Annotated in this window: 20 protein-coding genes and 1 pseudogene; 8 read left to right on the top strand and 13 right to left on the bottom strand. The window is 40.1% G+C overall.

Annotation, left to right across the window (positions count from 1 at the left end):
- Nucleotides 1–13: 13 nt before the first annotated feature.
- The 6 genes from C228_RS0109400 to C228_RS0109370 form a co-directional block, all read right to left on the bottom strand.
- Nucleotides 14–838, bottom strand: a complete 825-nt coding sequence (locus tag C228_RS0109400; RefSeq protein ID WP_018652371.1) for a PTS mannose/fructose/sorbose transporter subunit IIC — start codon at nt 836–838, stop codon at nt 14–16.
- Between the two features lie 11 nt (nt 839–849).
- Nucleotides 850–1,827, bottom strand: coding sequence for a PTS mannose transporter subunit IIAB (gene manX, locus C228_RS0109395; RefSeq protein WP_018652370.1), 978 nt, complete (start codon nt 1,825–1,827; stop codon nt 850–852).
- A gap of 286 nt (nt 1,828–2,113) precedes the next feature.
- On the bottom strand, nt 2,114–2,206 hold the full coding sequence (locus C228_RS14180; RefSeq protein ID WP_015674419.1) for a methionine/alanine import family NSS transporter small subunit: 93 nt from the start codon (nt 2,204–2,206) through the stop codon (nt 2,114–2,116).
- Nucleotides 2,207–2,217: 11 nt separating this feature from the next.
- Nucleotides 2,218–3,735 (bottom strand): sodium-dependent transporter, encoded by a 1,518-nt coding sequence (locus C228_RS0109385; protein WP_018652369.1) that lies wholly within the window; start codon nt 3,733–3,735, stop codon nt 2,218–2,220.
- Nucleotides 3,736–4,117: 382 nt separating this feature from the next.
- Nucleotides 4,118–5,392, bottom strand: a complete 1,275-nt coding sequence (locus C228_RS0109380) for an HlyC/CorC family transporter (RefSeq protein ID WP_155877787.1) — start codon at nt 5,390–5,392, stop codon at nt 4,118–4,120.
- Between the two features lie 92 nt (nt 5,393–5,484).
- Entirely contained in the window at nt 5,485–6,279 is a 795-nt protein-coding gene (locus tag C228_RS0109370; RefSeq protein WP_018652366.1) for a cytochrome C assembly family protein, read from the bottom strand.
- Between the two features lie 230 nt (nt 6,280–6,509).
- Here C228_RS0109370 and yceD point away from each other — a divergent pair, with 230 nt between their 5' ends.
- The 8 genes and pseudogenes from yceD to yggU all read left to right on the top strand — a co-directional run bounded on the left by yceD (nt 6,510) and on the right by yggU (nt 11,389).
- A complete protein-coding gene (gene yceD / locus C228_RS0109365; RefSeq protein WP_018652365.1) occupies nt 6,510–7,034 on the top strand; it encodes a 23S rRNA accumulation protein YceD in 525 nt (174 codons plus the stop codon).
- A 16-nt stretch (nt 7,035–7,050) separates the two neighbouring features.
- On the top strand, nt 7,051–7,221 hold the full coding sequence (gene rpmF / locus C228_RS0109360) for a 50S ribosomal protein L32 (protein ID WP_005598552.1): 171 nt from the start codon (nt 7,051–7,053) through the stop codon (nt 7,219–7,221).
- 24 nt (nt 7,222–7,245) lie between these two features.
- Nucleotides 7,246–8,280 (top strand): phosphate acyltransferase PlsX, encoded by a 1,035-nt coding sequence (plsX, locus tag C228_RS0109355; RefSeq protein ID WP_026313266.1) that lies wholly within the window; start codon nt 7,246–7,248, stop codon nt 8,278–8,280.
- Nucleotides 8,281–8,290: 10 nt separating this feature from the next.
- A complete protein-coding gene (locus C228_RS0109350; RefSeq protein WP_018652363.1) occupies nt 8,291–9,241 on the top strand; it encodes a beta-ketoacyl-ACP synthase III in 951 nt (316 codons plus the stop codon).
- 47 nt (nt 9,242–9,288) lie between these two features.
- A complete protein-coding gene (gene trmB / locus C228_RS0109345) occupies nt 9,289–10,050 on the top strand; it encodes a tRNA (guanosine(46)-N7)-methyltransferase TrmB (RefSeq protein WP_018652362.1) in 762 nt (253 codons plus the stop codon).
- Between the two features lie 42 nt (nt 10,051–10,092).
- On the top strand, nt 10,093–10,434 hold the full coding sequence (locus tag C228_RS0109340) for a YggL family protein (protein ID WP_018652361.1): 342 nt from the start codon (nt 10,093–10,095) through the stop codon (nt 10,432–10,434).
- 122 nt (nt 10,435–10,556) lie between these two features.
- A complete protein-coding gene (locus tag C228_RS0109335) occupies nt 10,557–11,090 on the top strand; it encodes a YggT family protein (RefSeq protein WP_018652360.1) in 534 nt (177 codons plus the stop codon).
- Nucleotides 11,091–11,389, top strand: a pseudogene (yggU, locus tag C228_RS13580) (DUF167 family protein YggU).
- A gap of 58 nt (nt 11,390–11,447) precedes the next feature.
- Here the strand turns inward: yggU and C228_RS0109325 are convergent.
- The 7 genes from C228_RS0109325 to rfbB all read right to left on the bottom strand — a co-directional run bounded on the left by C228_RS0109325 (nt 11,448) and on the right by rfbB (nt 19,761).
- Nucleotides 11,448–12,848: a cytochrome-c peroxidase gene (locus C228_RS0109325; RefSeq protein ID WP_018652359.1), complete on the bottom strand. Its 1,401-nt coding sequence runs from the start codon at nt 12,846–12,848 to the stop codon at nt 11,448–11,450.
- A 174-nt stretch (nt 12,849–13,022) separates the two neighbouring features.
- On the bottom strand, nt 13,023–13,346 hold the full coding sequence (locus tag C228_RS0109320; protein WP_018652358.1) for a zinc ribbon domain-containing protein YjdM: 324 nt from the start codon (nt 13,344–13,346) through the stop codon (nt 13,023–13,025).
- 159 nt (nt 13,347–13,505) lie between these two features.
- A complete protein-coding gene (gene rpoD, locus C228_RS0109315; RefSeq protein WP_018652357.1) occupies nt 13,506–15,362 on the bottom strand; it encodes an RNA polymerase sigma factor RpoD in 1,857 nt (618 codons plus the stop codon).
- Nucleotides 15,363–15,466: 104 nt separating this feature from the next.
- Complete coding sequence (dnaG, locus tag C228_RS0109310; RefSeq protein ID WP_018652356.1) at nt 15,467–17,209, bottom strand: DNA primase; 1,743 nt, start codon at nt 17,207–17,209, stop codon at nt 15,467–15,469.
- A gap of 180 nt (nt 17,210–17,389) precedes the next feature.
- Nucleotides 17,390–17,605 (bottom strand): 30S ribosomal protein S21, encoded by a 216-nt coding sequence (gene rpsU / locus C228_RS0109305; protein ID WP_005598703.1) that lies wholly within the window; start codon nt 17,603–17,605, stop codon nt 17,390–17,392.
- Between the two features lie 207 nt (nt 17,606–17,812).
- Nucleotides 17,813–18,691 (bottom strand): glucose-1-phosphate thymidylyltransferase RfbA, encoded by an 879-nt coding sequence (gene rfbA, locus C228_RS0109300; protein WP_018652355.1) that lies wholly within the window; start codon nt 18,689–18,691, stop codon nt 17,813–17,815.
- Nucleotides 18,688–19,761 (bottom strand): dTDP-glucose 4,6-dehydratase, encoded by a 1,074-nt coding sequence (gene rfbB / locus C228_RS0109295; protein WP_018652354.1) that lies wholly within the window; start codon nt 19,759–19,761, stop codon nt 18,688–18,690. The genes rfbA and rfbB overlap by 4 nt, the downstream gene beginning before the upstream one ends.
- Nucleotides 19,762–19,794 lie beyond the last annotated feature (33 nt).

Raw genomic sequence — 19,794 nt, 5'->3', positions numbered from 1 at the left:
AGTAAATTCCTTCTTAATCTAAGCGGTTGTCTAAGCCATTATCAGCTGCTTGTGCTACCACAACTTGTTGGCTTTTGTTGTATTTAGGATGTAATTGGATGTAAAGCAATGCCATGATTGCACCTAATGCACCAAGTGCAACAAGGTTGAAATCGGTAAAGCCGGCAATTACAAAACCTGCAAAGAAGAACGGCATTAAGTGACCTGCACGCATCATATTTATAACCATTGCGTAACCTACTACCGCAATAAAACCACCTGCAATTTTAAGACCTGTTGTCACAACTGGTGGAATTGCATTTAACATTGTTTGTACAACATCAGTACCTGCTGTTAATGCAACAACAAGTGCCGGAATTGCAATACGCATTACTTGAAGCATTAACGCACCACGGTGTAACCAGTCTAAGCGAGTTAAGCTACCGTCTTCAATTGATTTATCTGCCGCATGTTGGAAACCAACGGTAATTGCACGTACTACATAAGTTAATACCTGACCTGCTGCTGCAAGCGGAATTGCAACTGCGATACCTGTTGCGATTTCTTGACCGCCAACAATAACAAGGATAGTTGAAACAACAGAAGCTAATGCTGCATCCGGTGCAACTGCCGCACCGATGTTCATCCAACCTAATGCCATTAATTCAAGCGTACCACCGATAATGATTGCATTTTTAATCACTTCTGCTGAGTCCGGCGCACCTACTGATAACGCTAAACCGACTAACGTACACGCCACGATTGGACGCTGGGTTTGCCATTCATCCAGGATTGAACCTGCACCTGAAATACAAGCGGCAAGGAACACTAAAAGAATTTGTAAGAATGAGAGTTCCATAATAATTTCCCTTAAATTAAGTTATTCTTTTTCAATAGATCCATCATTGCTTGACGGCTATCGCTTGATACTTTACGCACTTCTAATTCAACGCCTTTTGCGTCAATCGCTTTAAATGCATCAATATCTTTTTGATCCACTGCTACCGCGTGGCTAACCATTTGTTTACCCTCTTTATGAGAGATACCGCCTACGTTGATTGAAGTTAACGGAACACCGCCTTCAATTAAGCTTAATACATCACTTGGATTAGTAAATAATAGCATTACACGATCGTCAGCATATTCAGGGTTATTATATACACGGATCATTTTCGCAACATCAACCACGTGAGCCGTTACACCTAGTGGAGCTACACTTTTCAACATCGTAGAACGTACCTTATCTTTTGCAACATCATCATTTACTACGATGATACGTTTTACTTTACTTTCTTTTGTCCATACGGTTGCAACCTGGCCGTGAATTAAACGGTCATCAATACGTGCTAAAGCAATTGTCATACGGCGACCGTCATCCGCAATTTGTGGTTGTGGTGTAGGCGCTGCCGGTTCTTGTGCCGCAGGAGCTACCGGTTCTGCTGCAGCCGGTTGGTGATTTAATGAACGCACGCCTGTTGCGCCGGCTTCTAACGCCACTTCAACTAATTCTTCTAGCGATTCAACATCATCGCGAGCCATACACGCATTAACCAACATTGGAATATTTACGCCGGTAACTACGTCCATATTGTTTTTGCCTTCTTGAAAACGGTTTGCCGCATTAAACGGACTGCCGCCCCACATATCAACAAGGAAAAGCACTTGATCACAATGTGATAATTCACCTTCCACTAATGCTTGATATTTACCCATAATGGTTTCTGCATTTTCGCCAGGTACGAAGTCGATATAGGCAACGTCTGGCTGCTCGCCGATCAACATCTCGGTCGTTTTGAGAAGCTGCTCCGCCGCAACACCGTGGGTCGCTATGATAATAGCAATGCTCATTATTTACTCCTTAATGGGATTCTTATGAAATTTCTTTTCAAATAGAGTGAAAATCGGAGTAAATTGTAGATGGTTCTTTACATAACACAAATGGCATTTATCAGATTTGTGATCTAGCTCTCATTTATCTTATTCACCTGACCAATTATTAATCAATACCATTTAGGACAATTTATTTATTAATGAAATTAATTTTCACAAATTGAACATTTTTTGAAATTTTACTGTAAAAAAAGCCGCTTACTAAGGTAACAAGCGGTCTTTTTTATTTATTTTTGTAAATTTTTTACTCTTTTGGTAAGCGCTTAACTGCAAAAGCTAAACCGCCCCAAATAATCACAAGCGCAATACTCATCATAATAATTGCTGGAGTACTCATTTTGTTTTCTCCTATTCGTTTTCTGGATTAAATTCTGTTTCATTATGCCATTTTAAGCGAGATAGAATAAATGCTATGACGACCAAAGCCACTGCCATGCCCCAACCGAAGCTATTCACAAACCAGCTTGGATAACCTTCGTATCCTTCATTAAACACTTTGATCGCTTCACTAAATAACATAAAGGCTAATACTCCCGTGGTAACTACAACAGATAAGCGCCAGAATGTACCCACTTTAATGGAAGACGTTTTATTAATATGATGACCAAGCGTACTCAGTTTACCTTTTACCACGATCGCCACTAATGAAGCGAATGCTACTGCAACGATACCAAAGTTGTTTACAAATTTATCCATTACATCCAACATTGGTAAGCCGGTTGTCGTACCGAATAACACAACTGACACCGCCATCATCGGTAAACCGACAATAAATGTTGAAGCTACACGACCAAATTTTAATTTGTCTTGAACAGCGGCAATAATTACTTCAATTACTGAAATGAAAGAAGTTAGCGCCGCAAAGGTTAATGAACCGAAGAACAACACACCAAGTAATGTTCCCATCGGTGCTTCATTAATAATCGTAGGGAAAGCAAAGAACGCTAGACCGATACCGCCTTTTGCCACTTCACTCACTTCCTGACCAGCTGTGGTTGCCATAAAGCCTAATGCCGCAAATACCCCGATACCGGCTAATACCTCAAAGCTCGAGTTCGCAAAGCCGACCACCATACCCGTGCCGGTAAGATCCGCATCTTTCTTCAAATATGAAGAATAGGTAATCATGATACCGAAGCAAATTGAAAGCGAGAAAAAGATTTGACCATACGCTGCAATCCATACGCTCGAGTCAGCTAATTTAGTCCAATCCGGTGTAAATAACGCATTTAAGCCTTTCGCTGCACCCGGTAAAAACAATGACGAAATCACTAAAACAATAAACATTGTGACTAATACTGGCATCAAAATGCTTGATGATTTCGCAATTCCTTTCTCGACTCCTAATGCTAATACGATTAAAGCAATAATCCACACGGCAATAAGTGGACCAACAACCATACCGACAAATTCAAAGCTAATGCCATTAGCAACATCGCCCATTTTTAAGAATTCGCCGACAAAGAAATCAACCGGTTTATCTCCCCACGCTTTAGTCAGAGAGAAATAGGTATAAACTGCCGCCCAACCAAGTACGACCGCATAATAGATGCCGATAATCACATTTACTAATACTTGCCACCAACCAAATACTTCAAAATGACGGTTTAAACGGCGGAATGACAATGGCGCCGCACCACGGTGACGGTGACCAATTGCAAAATCTAAAAACAATAACGGAATACCTGCGGTTAAAAGCGCTACGATATAAGGAATAATAAATGCACCACCACCATTTTCATAAGTGGTATAAGGGAAACGCCAAATGTTTCCTAAACCAACGGCAGAACCGATGGCAGCGAGAATAAAAGCATTACGGCCAGAAAATGTAGCGCGTTTTGCTGCAATTGCGTTGCTAGAAGACACGAGAGATACCTCAAATGTTAAATATTAAACACACTAAGTTTTTATTTGAATAAAAGAAAATTGGTTGCGAATAGAGCTCGCAAGGGCGAGAAATATGCCGAAGAATTGTTAAGAAGTAAAGAGAATAAAATAAATTTTAGACGTGATTTTTTAGAATTTATCAGTGATTTAAACTAAAAAGTTATTATCTATTTAGCATATTAATCTAATATCAATATAGATTCAGATGTTTATATAAATTCATTGTTAAATTTGTAGCACAACTGTTTGAATTTCATTAGCTTAAAAAATAAACTAAAATAGAACAATAGTACGAGTCAAATCCACAAAAAACAAGCAGTCGATTTCGCAAAAAATTTTACCAAATCGACCGCTTACCGGCTTAGCCTTCTTCCGATGGGGAAATTGGCTCAACTTTTGCTTGTTTCACCATATTGTCCGCCACTTCCAACACCGTCACTTTTAAATTGTTCAGTTCAAATTGAGTGTCTTCATCTGGAATCTTTTCAAGATGTTCCAAAATTAAGCCATTGAAAGTTCTCACTTCATCAACCGGTAAATTCCAGCCGAACAGCTTATTCAGATCGCGTAAATTTGCCGAGCCTTCAATAATGACCGAACCATCCGATTGTTGCTTCACTTCTTCTGCCAAACTTGGAGCAGTCGAGGTGGTAAATTCACCGACAATCTCTTCCAAAATATCTTCTAAAGTGACTAAACCTTTAATATCACCATATTCATCTACCACTAAACCAATACGTTCTTTATTGGTTTTAAAATTCATTAGCTGAGTCGTTAAAGGCGTACCTTCCGGAATAAAGTAAACCTCATCCACTGCTCGAATCAGTGTTTCTTTACTTGGTTCGTCTTTTTCTAACAGTAAGCGGAAAGCTTCCCTTACACGCAACATACCCAGCACATTTTTATCCATATTGCCTTTATATAGCACCACTCTGGCGTGTGCAGCATGGTTTAATTGACGCATAATTGATTTCCAATCGTCATCAATATCAATACCGCCAATATCGTTGCGAGGCACCATAATGTCTTCGACCGTCACTTTTTCCATATCTAAAATGGAAATTAACATCTCTTGGTGCTCGGTCGGAATAAATTTTCCGGCTTCTAAAACTACACTGCGTAATTCTTCCGCGCTTAATCCAGTATTTTCATCTTTTTTAACACGTAATAATTTCATCAGTGCATTGATGATTAGATTCATCAAAAACACAAGCGGCATTAATATTTTTTTTAACGGTGTTAAGACATAACTGGCAAAAAAGCCAATTTTTTCCGGATAAATTGCAGCAATGGTTTTAGGCAGAATTTCTGAGAAAACCAGCATTACAAAGGTTAATGCACCGGTTGCAATCGCCACACCGGCATCTCCAGCTAAACGCATACCAATCATCGTCGCAATCGCAGAAGCGGCAATATTGACTAAGTTATTACAAATAAGGATAAGACTAAGTAACACATCCGTCTTGTTGAGAAGTTTTTCTGCAAGTTTCGCCCCTTTGTGACCGCTTTCGGCAAGGTGGCGCATTTTATAGCGGTTGAGCGACATGAGCCCTGTTTCAGAACTTGAGAAAAATGCAGAAAGGAATAAAAGAATTGCGAGTGAAATAAAAAGAGTACTCAGGGGAATACTGTCCAAAATAAAAGTCCTATATAAATGAATAATTAAGCGGTCAAATTTGAAAAATAATTTGCAAAAAATGCCGAAAATCCGACCGCTTCCGCCCGTGATTAAGAAATCACATGACTACCAAAATAACCGATAGTCAATAATATTGTACCTAAAATTGAATAAATTAGCACCCGATTTCCACGCCAACGGAATTTCCATTGTCCGAGTAATAAAATCGCATAAACAATCCAAGCGATAAACGAAAAAATCGCTTTATGAATTTGTTCCGGAGCAAAAAAGTTGTGCAGATAAATTATGCCGGAAATCAACGTCACCGTCAGCATCGCCTGTGCTGCTAACGTCAAAGTAAAGAAATGACGCTCAACGGTCATTAATGGCGGCAACATACTGCAAAATACCGGTTTTTTACTTTTCAGTTTGTTATCTAACCACTTTAATTGTAAGGCATAAAGTAAAGCCAAAAAAAACAATGCATAAGAAAATAAGGCTATGCCTAAGTGGAATACCAAGCCTGGATTATCCGCTAAGTTTTTAATGAAGTTGCCCGTGGCAAAACTTGATACCGCCACACTACAAATACCAAAGGTATAAACCACCATTAACGGAAACCAAATCGTTCTCCAACGAGGTAACGCCAGTGTCGCAAATGCACTGAGCAAGAAACTCATCAATGAATTAACATTAGAAAGCGAAAAGTTTTGTCCGTTCTCAGTTGAAATAAATTCTTGAGACAAGCTAATCGCATGAAATAACACAGCAAGTAAACCGATACCAAAGACCGCTTTAATATTCGGTTTTTGGCTATTAGCTTGGTTCTCTAAATTGGCAACAGTTGGAGCCACCCATAATAAAGCGCCTAAATAAGCAAGGATCGCTAAAATAGCAAATAACATCATCGTCCCGTGTTTAACATAAATATAAGAGTAATTTTTAGTTAGGTGATAAAAGTACCAGTTTTATAGCTTTTTTGCTATGGTTAGTGGTCAAATTACCTAGAAAAAATTAGTATAATTTACCTTACATCAAACCCAAATGAGAGATTTGCTTTCTGCACGAACATATTTTAGAAAAATCCGATTTTCTCTTTGACTATTTTGCTTTCTATCTGTAATATGCACTCCCTATGCAAAAGGTAAAACTACCCCTCACCATTGACCCATACAAAGACGCACAGCGTCGAATGGATTACAAAGGCTACATTTCAAGTAGTCTCCTTAGCCGTTTGGGTGAATCTGTGGGCAATGTGCTAAGCGACGCACAAGTTACTCTCTCGTTATATATCGATCCGCAACGCTTAACCGTCATTAAAGGTACGACTAAAGTTGAAGTGGAATTCGATTGCCAACGATGCGGTAAGCCGTTTACACAAACACTCGACTGTTCATTTTGTTTCAGTCCAGTGTCTAATATAGATCAGGCGGACAATCTGCCCGAAATTTATGAGCCTATCGAAGTAAACGAGTTTGGTGAAGTAAATTTACTAGATATGATTGAAGATGAGTTTATCATTGAATTACCTCTAGTCCCGATGCATAGTGAAGAACACTGTGAAGTGTCCGTGAGTGAACAGGTGTTTGGTGAATTGCCTAAAGAATTGGCAAAGAAACCTAACCCATTCGCTGTATTAGCTAATTTAAAGAAAAACTAGATCTAGGAGAAAGCCCGTGGCTGTTCAACAAAATAAGAAATCTCGTTCACGCCGTGATATGCGCCGTTCACACGATGCATTAACAACAGCAGCAGTTTCAGTAGATAAAACAACCGGTGAAACTCACTTACGTCACCACGTAACTGCTGACGGTTACTACCGTGGTCGCAAAGTAATCAACAAATAATCTCGGTTAGTTTCGAGGTATCAGTTGAATCGTCTAACCCTTGCGTTAGATGTGATGGGCGGGGACTTTGGTCCCCGTGTTACTATCCCAGCATTATCTCTAGCATTGGCACAAAATCCAATGCTATCTTTTATACTATTTGGTGATCAGCGCCAAGCAAATTCTTTTCTGAATGCTCTCCCTAACGATCAGCTAAAACGTATTCGATTTGTTCATACGCCTCATGCTATTGATGCAAATATTCCTTTAATGCAAGCATTACGCCAAAGTAAAGGAAGTTCTATGCGTTTGGCATTAGAAGCTGTCGCCAATGGTGAAGCACAAGGATGCATTAGCGGTGGAAATACTGCTGCATTAATGGGGTTAGCTAAAATATTAATAAAACCGTTACCGAATATTGAACGCCCAGCGCTTACCACGCTCATTCCAAGCATGAACGGAAAATCAAGCGTGATGCTTGATTTAGGTGCAAACGTAGAAGCAGATAGTGATTTACTTATTCAGTTTGCTGAAATGGGAAATATTTTTGCCGAAGTGATGCTAGATTTAGTTTATCCGCGTTTAGCACTATTAAATATCGGCGTAGAAAATAGCAAAGGCACACAAACTATTCGTAATACGGATAAACGTTTACAACAGCGCAATGATTTAAATTATATCGGTTTTCTAGAAAGTGATAAGCTGATGAATAATATGGCGGATGTCATTGTTTGTGATGGATTTACCGGTAATATCGCTTTAAAAGCAGTGGAAGGTGCCGCCAAAAACATTCTTTCACTATTAAAAAGATCCTCTGAAGGTTCTTTTATTTGTCAAAATGCTAAACGTTATTTATTACGAGCTATTTTTTATCGCTCTTATCGAAAATTGCAACAAATCAATCCGGATCGCCACAATGGGGCAACCTTAGTAGGATTATCCTCTGTAGTGGTAAAAAGCCATGGTGGTGCAAGCACTAATGCATATTTTTATGCAATTGAGCATGCAATTAGACAGATCCAAAAGCAAATTCCTGATAAAATTTCGCAAGGTTTAAACAAATTACATCAAAATTTATAGAGAACAAAATATGTACAGCAAAATTTTAGCAACAGGTAGCTATTTACCTGCTCAAATTCGTACTAATGTTGATTTAGAAAAGATGGTTGATACAACTGATGAGTGGATTTTTACTCGTTCCGGTATGAAAGAACGCCGTATTGCTGCTGCAGATGAAACGGTAGCGACAATGGGTGCGCAAGCAGCTAAAAAAGCACTAGAAATGGCGAAGATTGATCACAATGAAATTGATCTGATTGTAGTTGGTACCACAACTAACTCGCACGCTTATCCAAGTGCCGCCTGCCAAATTCAAGGTATGTTAGATATCCAAGATGCGATTGCATTTGATGTTGCTGCCGCTTGTACGGGTTTTGTTTATGCATTAAGTGTTGCTGATCAATTTGTACGTAGCGGAAAAGTAAAAAAAGCGCTGGTAATCGGCTCTGATTTAAACTCTCGGGCATTGGACGAAACCGATCGCAGTACTGTTGTGTTATTCGGTGACGGAGCCGGTGCAGTTATTCTTGAAGCAAGTGAAGAGCAAGGTATTATTTCAACTCACTTACATTCATCTTCCGATAGTGAATATATGCTTGCCCTACCAGCACAACAACGTGGTAATGAAAAATCCGGCTTTATTCAAATGCAAGGCAACGCAACCTTTAAACTTGCAGTTGGTCAGCTTTCAAGTGTGGTGGAAGAAACCCTTGAAGCGAATAACTTACAGAAATCGGATTTAGACTGGCTAGTACCGCACCAAGCGAATATTCGTATTATTTCCGCAACTGCAAAAAAACTCGAAATGGATATGTCGCAAGTGGTATTAACTGTTGAGAAATATGGTAACAATAGTGCAGCAACCGTTCCAGTTGCGTTAGATGAAGCGGTGCGTGACGGACGTATTCAACGCGGTCAATTATTGCTACTTGAAGCATTTGGTGGCGGTTGGACTTGGGGTTCTGCTCTTGTTCGTTTTTAACCAATATTGTCTCTAACAAGCGGTCAAAAAAGATAGAATTTTTACAAATGTCAGAAAAACAAACTTTTGCAGATAAAAAACGTAAAACCGTAGAACAAGCCGAATTTACCGAAGGCGGTCGTTATCTTCGTAAAATACGTAGTTTCGTATTACGTACTGGCCGTTTGAGTGATTACCAACGTGATATGATGAATAACAACTGGGCGAATCTCGGTTTAGATTATCAAAACACGCCTTTCAATTTTGAACAAATTTTTGGTAACAACAATCCGGTTGTGTTAGAAATCGGCTTCGGTATGGGACGTTCATTGGTTGAAATGGCGGAACAAAATCCGGATCGTAACTACATCGGTATTGAAGTACATACGCCGGGTGTCGGCGCTTGTATCGCTTATGCATTAGAAAAAGGCGTAAAAAACTTACGTGTGATTTGCCATGACGCAACAGAAATTTTACGTGATGCGATTGCTGACGGTGCATTAGGCGGTTTACAACTCTATTTCCCGGATCCGTGGCAAAAAGCGAAACACCATAAACGCCGTATTGTACAGCCGGAATTTATCACTCGAGTGCTAACTAAATTAGGGGATAATGGTTTTATCCATTTCGCAACCGACTGGGAAAACTATGCAGAACATATGCTGGAAGTATTACGTCAATTCGAGAAAGAGTTACGCAATACCTCGACAACCAATGACTTTATTCCACGCCCGGATTTTCGTCCTTTAACCAAGTTTGAAGAACGCGGTCATCGTCTTGGACACGGTGTGTGGGACTTATATTTCGTTAAACAAGCACAATCGGTTTAACGATTGATTTTATCCATTCTCATTAAATAAGGGGAGATACAAATGGCTATTCAACGTAACGCGCGTCAGCGTAAAAAAATGCACTTAGCAGAATTCCAAGAATTAGGCTTCTTAGTAAAATTCCAATTTGCGGAAAACACAGGTATTGATCAAATTGATTTGACCGTAGACCGTTTTATCGCAGAAGTAATCAAACCAAACGGTTTAGCTTATGAAGGTAGCGGCTACTTACACTGGGAAGGTTTAGTTTGCTTAGAAAAATTAGGCAAATGTGACGAATCTCACCAACAATTAGTAAAAACTTGGTTAGAAAACAATGGCTTAACTCAAGTCGAAGTAAGCGATTTATTCGATATTTGGTGGGACTGCCCGGTTCAAGGCTAATACTTTAGCGGCAAGTGGTTAGATTTTGCAAAAAAATGACAAAATCCGACCGCTTTCTATCATGAGGGCGGTGTATTCCCGTCCGAATAGTTTATAGAAATATTTTTATAAGAGGAAGATAGATGGAATTTTTAGCCCCTGTTCTTTCAATCATTATCGGCTTTTTTAGCTTCGTATTAATTTTGCGTACTTGGCTGCAATTCTGCCGAGTTGATCCTTATATGCCGTTATCACAATCGCTATTACGTCTTACCTCACCATTAGTCAATCCGGTAAACAAAGTGATCCCGACCGTAAAAAACATTAATTTTGCCGCATTACTGATTGCGCTGCTATTACTGGCATTCGAGAAATTTGTGCTAGGTGTACCTGTTGCAATGGCAGTCTTGGCCGGCTTATTAGGCGTGGTGAAAACCTTTGGTCAAATTCTGTTTTTCACCACTTTAATTCGCGCCTTAATGAGTTGGGTGACACGTGGCGATCATCCGTTAGATTATATGGTAGCACAAATCACCGAGCCGGTATTAGGCTTTATCCGTAAATTATTACCGCGTACCGGTATGTTAGATTTTTCGGTTATGGTACTCGGTTTCGGCTTAATTCTGCTCAATAACCTTTTCTATCGCGTATTTGGCGTACTTTGGGCGATCGCTTAAATGGAAGCGGTAGAACGTATTGAAAATCCTTGTGGCATCCGCCTGCGGATTTTTTACAACCCAAGGCAAGTTGCGATCAAATTGTCGGCTTACACGATAACGAACTCAAAATTGCCATCACTGCTCCGCCAGTTGACGGTGCGGCTAACGCGCATTTGCTGAAATATTTGAGCAAGTTATTTAAAGTGCCTAAAAGTAGTATCGTGCTGGAGAAAGGTGAGCTACAGCGACATAAGCAATTATTTGTGCCGGAGCCGAAATTGCTTCCGAAGGAAATCGAAGCATTGCTGAATAAATAAAAAAACGGTGGGATGTTTGCAAAGTTTTGCAGAAATTCCACCGCTTGTTTATGTGAAATTATTTCACTTTTTCATTAGTTAGCAATTTGCCTTTATATTCACCGGTCAGTGATTCTAAGAAAGCAACTAACTCATTAAGCTCCGTATCAGAGAACTGTTTATTGCTTTGGTAAATACCCATAATGCGAACCGCTTCTTTTAAGTCCTTCGCACTTGCATCGTGCATATATGGTGCGGTTAATGCCACGTTACGTAAAGTCGGCACTTTGAAACGATGCATATCACTTGGATCTTTCGTTACTGCATAACGACCGTGATCCGCTTCCGTTAATTCCGTACCACGATCTTTGAAGTAATCGCCGTATAAGCCCATATATTCGAATGATTGTCCGCCCATTGCCGTACCAGTATGGCAGGTATCACATTTCGCATTTTTGAAATGTTCATAACCACGTTTTTGTACGTCAGTTAATGCGTTCTGTTCACCTTTTAAGAAACGGTCGAATGCACTATTTGGTGTGATAAGTGTTTTCTCAAATTCACCAATCGCATCGGTCACATTTGCTTGGTCAAGGTGCGGATAAACCGCAAGGAAACGTTGCATAAAGTCTTCATCTTGGCTCAACTTAGCCAAAATCTCATCCCAAGTTTTTGACCCCATCTCAACCGGATTGGTTGGCGGACCGCCTGCTTGATCGGCTAATGTTTTCGCACGACCGTCCCAGAATTGCCATTTATTAAATGCCGCATTAAATACGGTTGGTGCATTGATACCGCCTTTTAAGCCGTGAATCCCTTCCGACACCGGTAAGTTATCCACCCCACCTTGCGTTAATTGGTGACAAGTGCGGCACTGGATTGAACCGTCATCAGATAAACGTCCGTCAAAATAAAGCCCCTCACCTAACGCAACTTTATGCGGATTGGTTGCTAATTGATCTGGAATCGGCTGCACTAAACGCGTTGCATCTGTGCCTTCCGCTTTTGGTAAGAAGTGTGCTTGGCGCTGTGCAGTAATCCAATCTAAAATCACTTTCTTCTGTTCCGCATCTGGACGAGCGCCCCAGTGTACATGGATATATTTCGCAATCGGCATTTCATCATTGCGAATAACTTGTTCCAACTTAGCCAAATCAGCTTCTGAAAGTTTGCTTGGATCTTTCATCCCTTCAATTAAACGATCCAAACGAAAAAAGCGAGTTCCTTTTTCAATATCCGCTGCCATCATTTGGCTTGCGATAGGTAATTTTGAATAAGCAGGTAATTCCGCATTTGGTGTGTGACAGTATTGACAGCCATTTTCAAACATCACACCCGCAACGGCTTGGTGTGATTCCGGTAATTCGGCTGCAGCCAGTAATTTAGGCGCTTGTTCTTTATCGAACCAATACGCATATCCCACAAGTGAAAAATAGCCAATGCCAGCTACGGCTAAGGCCGAAAGTAAATATTTTTTCATATTAGTCCCCCATCAGAAATATGAAGTCTTATTATCCCTAAAAAAGACAGAATATTATTTGAGCTTAATCAATAGTTTTAATCTATAAAATCTATATCAATAATATGTATAAACTATGAAATAAAAAACGCTCACCAAAGTGAGCGTTTAAAATAAGCAAAATTTAATAAGCAATTAAGCTTTTTTCAAGAATTCCGATTTCAACATAATTTTGCCACAATCAACATTGTGGTCACCATTTACTAAACGGATATTTTTAAATTTAGTCCCTTTCTTCAGTACTTCTGACGAACCTTTTAATTTTAAATCTTTGATTAAAAGAACATCATCACCATCAGCTAGTAAATTACCGTTACTGTCTTTAACGATTAACTGATCTTCATCATGCTCTTCAGCTTCCTCGCCTGTCCATTCATGTGCACAATCAGAACAAACGAATTGAATTGAGTCATAGTAAGTATTTTCGCCCTTACATTGCGGGCAAGCTGGATATGTCATAAAAGTAAATCCTTCATGTAATAAGAAATCGTTATTCTATAATGAAACGCTATAAAAAGTAAGCCTAGGTATCTTAGCTTATTTAGATTGTGTTCCAATTAGCGGATATAAATAAAAATGCCCAAACTCTTAGGGTTGGGCATTCTCTCATTTACTCTATTAGTCATCTAAGAAACTACGTAACGTTTCTGAACGGCTTGGATGACGAAGTTTACGTAATGCTTTCGCTTCAATCTGACGAATACGTTCACGAGTTACGTCAAATTGTTTACCAACTTCCTCAAGTGTGTGATCAGTATTCATATCAATACCAAAACGCATACGTAATACTTTCGCTTCACGTGGTGTTAAGCCTTCTAGCACCTCATTAGTTGCGATACGTAAGCTTTCTGATGTTGCCGAATCTAACGGTAATTCAAGACTTTCATCTTGAATAAAGTCACCTAAATGTGAATCATCGTCATCACCAATCGGTGTTTCCATTGAGATAGGCTCTTTTGCAATCTTCAGCACTTTGCGAATCTTATCTTCCGGCATTCCCATACGTTCTGCTAACTCTTCCGGAGTCGCCTCACGTCCCATTTCTTGTAAACATTGGCGAGAAATACGGTTAAGTTTATTGATCGTTTCAATCATATGCACCGGAATACGGATTGTACGAGCTTGGTCTGCGATTGAACGGGTAATCGCCTGACGAATCCACCATGTTGCATAAGTCGAGAATTTGTAACCACGACGGTATTCAAACTTATCTACCGCTTTCATCAAACCGATGTTACCTTCCTGAATTAAATCTAAGAATTGTAAACCACGGTTGGTATATTTCTTCGCAATCGAGATTACTAAACGTAAGTTAGCTTCTACCATTTCTTTTTTCGCACGGCGAGCTTTTAACTCACCATTTGCGATACGACCACCGATTTCACGAATTTGCGCCACGGTCAAACCGGTGTTTTGTTCCATACGCTGTAAGTTGGCGATATTGACACGAATTTGATCAATGTAGTTAGCCAGTTTCGGTGCGGCACCTTTTTTCGCATTGATTGCTTTTTCAATCCATTCTTCCGAAGTTTCGTTACCCTGGAATAATTTTAAGAAATCCGCTTTTTTCATTTGCGCATATTCAACCGCATAACGTTGAATCTGCCGTTCTTCCGCACGTACTTGCTTCATCATTTTTTGCATTGATTCGACAAGTAAATCAAATTGCTTCGGCACTAAACGGAACTCACGGAAAATATCTGAAAGTGCTTGAATCTGCTCTCTTGATTTTTTATGACCTCGGCCATGTTTTTGAATCGCTTGCAATGCTTTCTCGTGTTGCTCACGTAACGCATAGAATTTCTCACGAGCAAGCTCAGGATCGATTGAGTTATCATCTCCTGTATCTGCATTGCTATCGCTTTCTTCCTCTTCGCTCTCATCATCAACATCAGCAACCGCTTCTGTGTCTTCATCATCAAGCACAGCTTCTAGCTCTTCTACCGTTGCTTCTTCTTGCGCATTCGGATCAACAAACGCCGTCACTAAGTCGGACAAACGCATTGTGCCTTCTTCAACTTGTGTATAAAAACCGATTAATTCAGTTAATGCTTCCGGATATTCTGCAACCGCACATTGCACTTCATTGATACCTTCCTCGATACGTTTTGCGATATCAATTTCGCCCTCACGGGTAAGTAATTCAACCGTACCCATTTCACGCATATACATACGAACCGGATCTGTTGTTCTACCTAATTCCGATTCTACAGTTGAAAGTACCTTAGTCGCTTCTTCCACGACATCTTCATCAGCGATATTTTCTGCAAGCATCAGCTCGTCAGTATCAGGGGCGGTTTCTAACACCTTGATCCCCATATCGTTGATCATTTGAATAATATCTTCGATCTGCTCCGCATCAACCAACTCTTCTGGTAAGTGGTCGTGCACTTCTGAAATGGTTAAATAACCTTGTTCACGCCCTTGGGCAATCAGAAGTTCTAATTGAGATTGCTGTTCTAATTGTTGTTCCATAATTGTATCCGTTTTGTGTGCGAGCAAAAATAGTGTTGGATTATACCATTAATTGCGATTTTCTTGATAGTTTTGCAAAAAATTTCTTAAAAATGACCGCTTAATTACTGTGCAATTAACATCACCAATTCTTGCTTTTCTTCTGCATTTAAACCTACTGTACGATCTTTGGCTATCAATACTTCGATCCGTTTTTCCACTAATTTCGCATAAAGAAAATCAAGCGTTTCAATAAAGGTACTTTCAATATTTTCCGGTGTTACCAGATGATCCCAATTCGCTAACAGCTCAAGAGTGCGATAATTCGCTCTATCTCGCCAATGTTCAAGTAATGCGCCCATTGAGACACCGACTTTCTGGCGGCAAACATCAACCAGTTCCAGTAATAACTCAAATCCCGGCTCATCCAGTGTTTTGAGAGCAGAAATATCCGGCACAAATTTAACCAATTCAGGGTTCTGCAATAATAAAGCAACGAGTAAGCGCATTGGTGTTCGCTTAATTTGCAATGGTTGTGCCGCTGGTTTCTGTACGGATTGCACTCGACTTGGCAATATTGCTTCCAATTGCGCCGGATCTAAAATTCCAAGCTTTTGTCCAAGAATGTTGCGTAAATAAACACGCAATATTCCCCCCGGAATACGGTTAATCAGTGGCACTGCCAGCGCTGCCAATTTCGATTTACCTTCCTTGTTAGAGAGATCGACCTGCGCAATCAACGAATCAAACAAAAAATCACTGAGTGACATCGCATTTTGCAAATATGCTTCAAAGCCCTGCTTGCCCTGCGCACGTACAAAGCTGTCCGGATCTTCACCGTCCGGCAAGAAAATAAATTTCAGCTGACGCCCATCATGCAAATACGGCAATGCATTTTCAAACGCTCGCCATGCCGCCTCTCGTCCGGCTCTATCACCATCATAACAACAGATCACTTGCTCAGTGACACGGAACATTTGCTGAATTTGCTCACCGGTAGTTGCCGTACCAAGTGAGGCCACCACGTTATCTACCCCAAATTGCGCCAATGCAACCACATCCATATAACCTTCGACCACGACTAATGAGGATGGGTTTTCATTCTGTTGCAGCGCTTGAAATAAGCCGTATAGTTCATTACCTTTATGGTAAGTTGCCGATTCCGGTGAGTTTAGATATTTAGGACGCTCATCTCCCATCACTCGCCCACCAAAAGCTATCACACGTCCACGTTTATCACGAATCGGGAACATTACTCGATTGCGAAATTTATCATAAATTCGACCGCTATCATTTTGCGTAATCATGCCCGTATCGAACAATTTCTGTACTTCATCGCGATTCGTGCCGAATTTACGTAACACAGAATCCATTGAATTATGTGCAAAGCCGATCTCAAAGCGCGCGATAATTTCCGGTGACAACCCACGGCTTTGTAAGTAGCTTTGGCTAGGAATATCTTGAGTTAAGTTTTGTTGATAAAACTGACTAATCGCTTCTAACAGCTCATATAAATTACGCTTAGTTTTATAACTTGCCTGAGGCTTGCCATCACGAGCGATCACATTTTCACGTGGCACTTCCAAGCCCTGCATCGCAGCAAGTTCTTCAACCGCCTCCGGAAATTCCAGTTTGTCGTAATCCATCAAAAAGCTAATCGCATTACCGTGCGCTCCACAACCAAAACAGTGATAAAACTGCTTAGATTGACTTACGGTAAATGAGGGACTTTTTTCGTGATGAAACGGACAACAGGCTTGATAATCTCGCCCTGCTTTCTTGAGCTTGACTCGGCTATTGATCAGCTCAACAATGTCGGTACGCGCAACAAGATCATCAATAAACGAACGAGGAATTGTGCCTTTCATTGATTCTCCTTGTCATAGTGGCAAGCGGTTAAAATTATGCTAAATTTTGCAAAAAATTATGAAAATTTGACCGCTTATTTACTAATAGGTTACATAGGTGGGTTCACTAAAAACACTAAAACCGTGATTCCAAAAGGTTTCACGGTTTTAGTTAATTTAAGCTAAACAGCAGACTGCTAATTAGTATAAACGAGTGTTACGTGCATTTTCACGTGCATTACGTTTAGCGTGACGTTTAGCTAAAGACGCTTTTTCACGTTTACGAATTGTAGTTGGTTTTTCGTAGAATTCACGAGCGCGAACTTCTGCTAATAAACCTGCTTTTTCGCAAGAGCGTTTGAAACGACGTAATGCAACGTCAAATGATTCATTTTCACGAACTTTAATTACTGGCATATGCCATCACCTCAGGAAATATATGTTTAAATAAAGTCGCACATCAATTTTTGGCGACATAGAACTAAAAAAGGTAGCGCATTTTACCGCAGCTAGCCTTTAAAGTAAAGGGTAATTTTACCTAGAAAATGGTTCAAAACTTACTATTTTTTCATCTATTTTTGTTCATTAACCCAATTACCAGACATTTAGAATCGCAAAATGATCCTAAATATCTCTGCTTGTCTGAATCAATCTTAGTAAATATTGCCCATACGCATTTTTTGCCATAGGTTTAGCTAACGCCTCAACCTGCTCGGAACTCAACCAATTATTACGCCAAGCGATCTCTTCCAAACAAGCAACTTGTAGGTTTTGCACATGCTCAATCGTTTTCACAAATGAAGCTGCTTCATGCAAACTATCGTGCGTACCGGTATCTAACCAAGCAAAGCCCCGTCCAAGGAGTTGGATATTTAAAGATCCGTCCTGTAAATACATTTGATTAATTGAGGTTATTTCTAACTCCCCACGCGTTGACAGCGTGACTTTTTTGGCGAAATCTATGACTCGATTATCATAAAAATACAAACCGGTGACCGCCCAATCTGATTTTGGGTAAAGCGGTTTTTCCTCAATCGAAATTACGCTGTAAGACTGATCAAACTCCACCACTCCGAATCGTTCGGGATCTTTCACTTGATAACCGAAAATCGTTGCGCCATGTTTTCGCTCGGCAATTTTACGTAAGGTAGGTGTGAATCCCTGACCGTAGAAAATATTATCTCCCAAAATCAAACAAACATTATCCGTACCGATAAAGTCTTCACCGATTAAAAATGCCTGTGCTAAACCGTCCGGACTGGGTTGAATAGCATAAGAAAGCTGAATACCGAAATCAGATCCATCTCCTAATAAGCGTTTAAAACTCTCATTATCTTCCGGTGTGGTAATCACCAAAATTTCTTGGATCCCGGCTAACATTAACACGGATAACGGATAATAGATCATCGGCTTATTATATACCGGCAGTAATTGCTTAGAGACACCTCGTGTAATTGGATACAAACGCGTGCCGGATCCGCCGGCTAAAATGATCCCTTTCATGATTCCTCCCGCAATCCTAAACGCTCACGGTTATATGTACCATCTAAAATCGCTTGCCACCAATCTCGATGCGTTAAATACCATTGCACCGTTTTACGTAACCCCGATTCAAACGTTTCTTGCGGCTGCCAGCCTAATTCATTAGCTATCTTAGTTGCATCAATCGCATAATGAACATCATGCCCCGGTCTATCGGCGACATAAGTGATCAAATCTTCATATCTTTCTATAGCATTTGGTTTATTGGGGACAAATTCTTCTAATAACTGACAAATCGTACGCACAACTTCAATATTGGTCTTTTCATTATGACCACCAATATTATAAGTTTCGCCCACTTTACCTTCGCATAGTACTTTATGAAGCGCACGCGCATGATCTTCTACAAATAACCAATCTCGAATTTGTAAACCATCGCCATAAACCGGTAGAGGTTTACCTTCCAACGCATTTAGAATCATCAATGGAATTAGCTTTTCCGGAAAATGATAAGGACCGTAATTATTCGAACAATTCGTCACGAGTATCGGTAAACCATAAGTGCGAAACCAAGCTCGAACTAAGTGATCACTTGCTGCCTTCGAAGCTGAATAAGGGCTGCTTGGCGCATAAGAGGTTTGCTCGGTAAATAGCCCTTTCATACCATGTAAATCGCCATAAACCTCATCTGTTGAAATATGATGAAAACGAAAAGCAGCTTTTTTAGCTGCACTTAAACCGTTCCAATAACTACGAGCCGCCCCAAGTAAGGTGTAAGTACCGATAACGTTAGTTTGTATAAAAGCCGATGGCCCGTCAATTGAGCGATCAACGTGACTTTCCGCTGCAAGGTGCATAACTGCATCCGGCTGATATTTGCAAAAAAGTTGCGAAATTCGACCGCTATCACAAATATCAACTTGCTCAAAATGGTAACGTGAACTTTTACTCACACTTTCCAATGAAGCAAGATTTCCAGCATAGGTTAGTTTATCAATGTTAACGACAACATCTTGGGTATAATTAATAATATGGCGAATCACGGCAGATCCAATAAATCCCGCTCCACCTGTAATAAAGATCGTTTTCATAAATACATCGCAAATTAAAGATATATTCTATTT

This window comes from Actinobacillus capsulatus DSM 19761 (assembly GCF_000374285.1).
Classification (GTDB): domain Bacteria; phylum Pseudomonadota; class Gammaproteobacteria; order Enterobacterales; family Pasteurellaceae; genus Actinobacillus; species Actinobacillus capsulatus.
The sequence above is the reverse complement of the archived record's forward strand: the minus strand, read 5'-3'. Positions and strand labels throughout refer to the sequence as shown.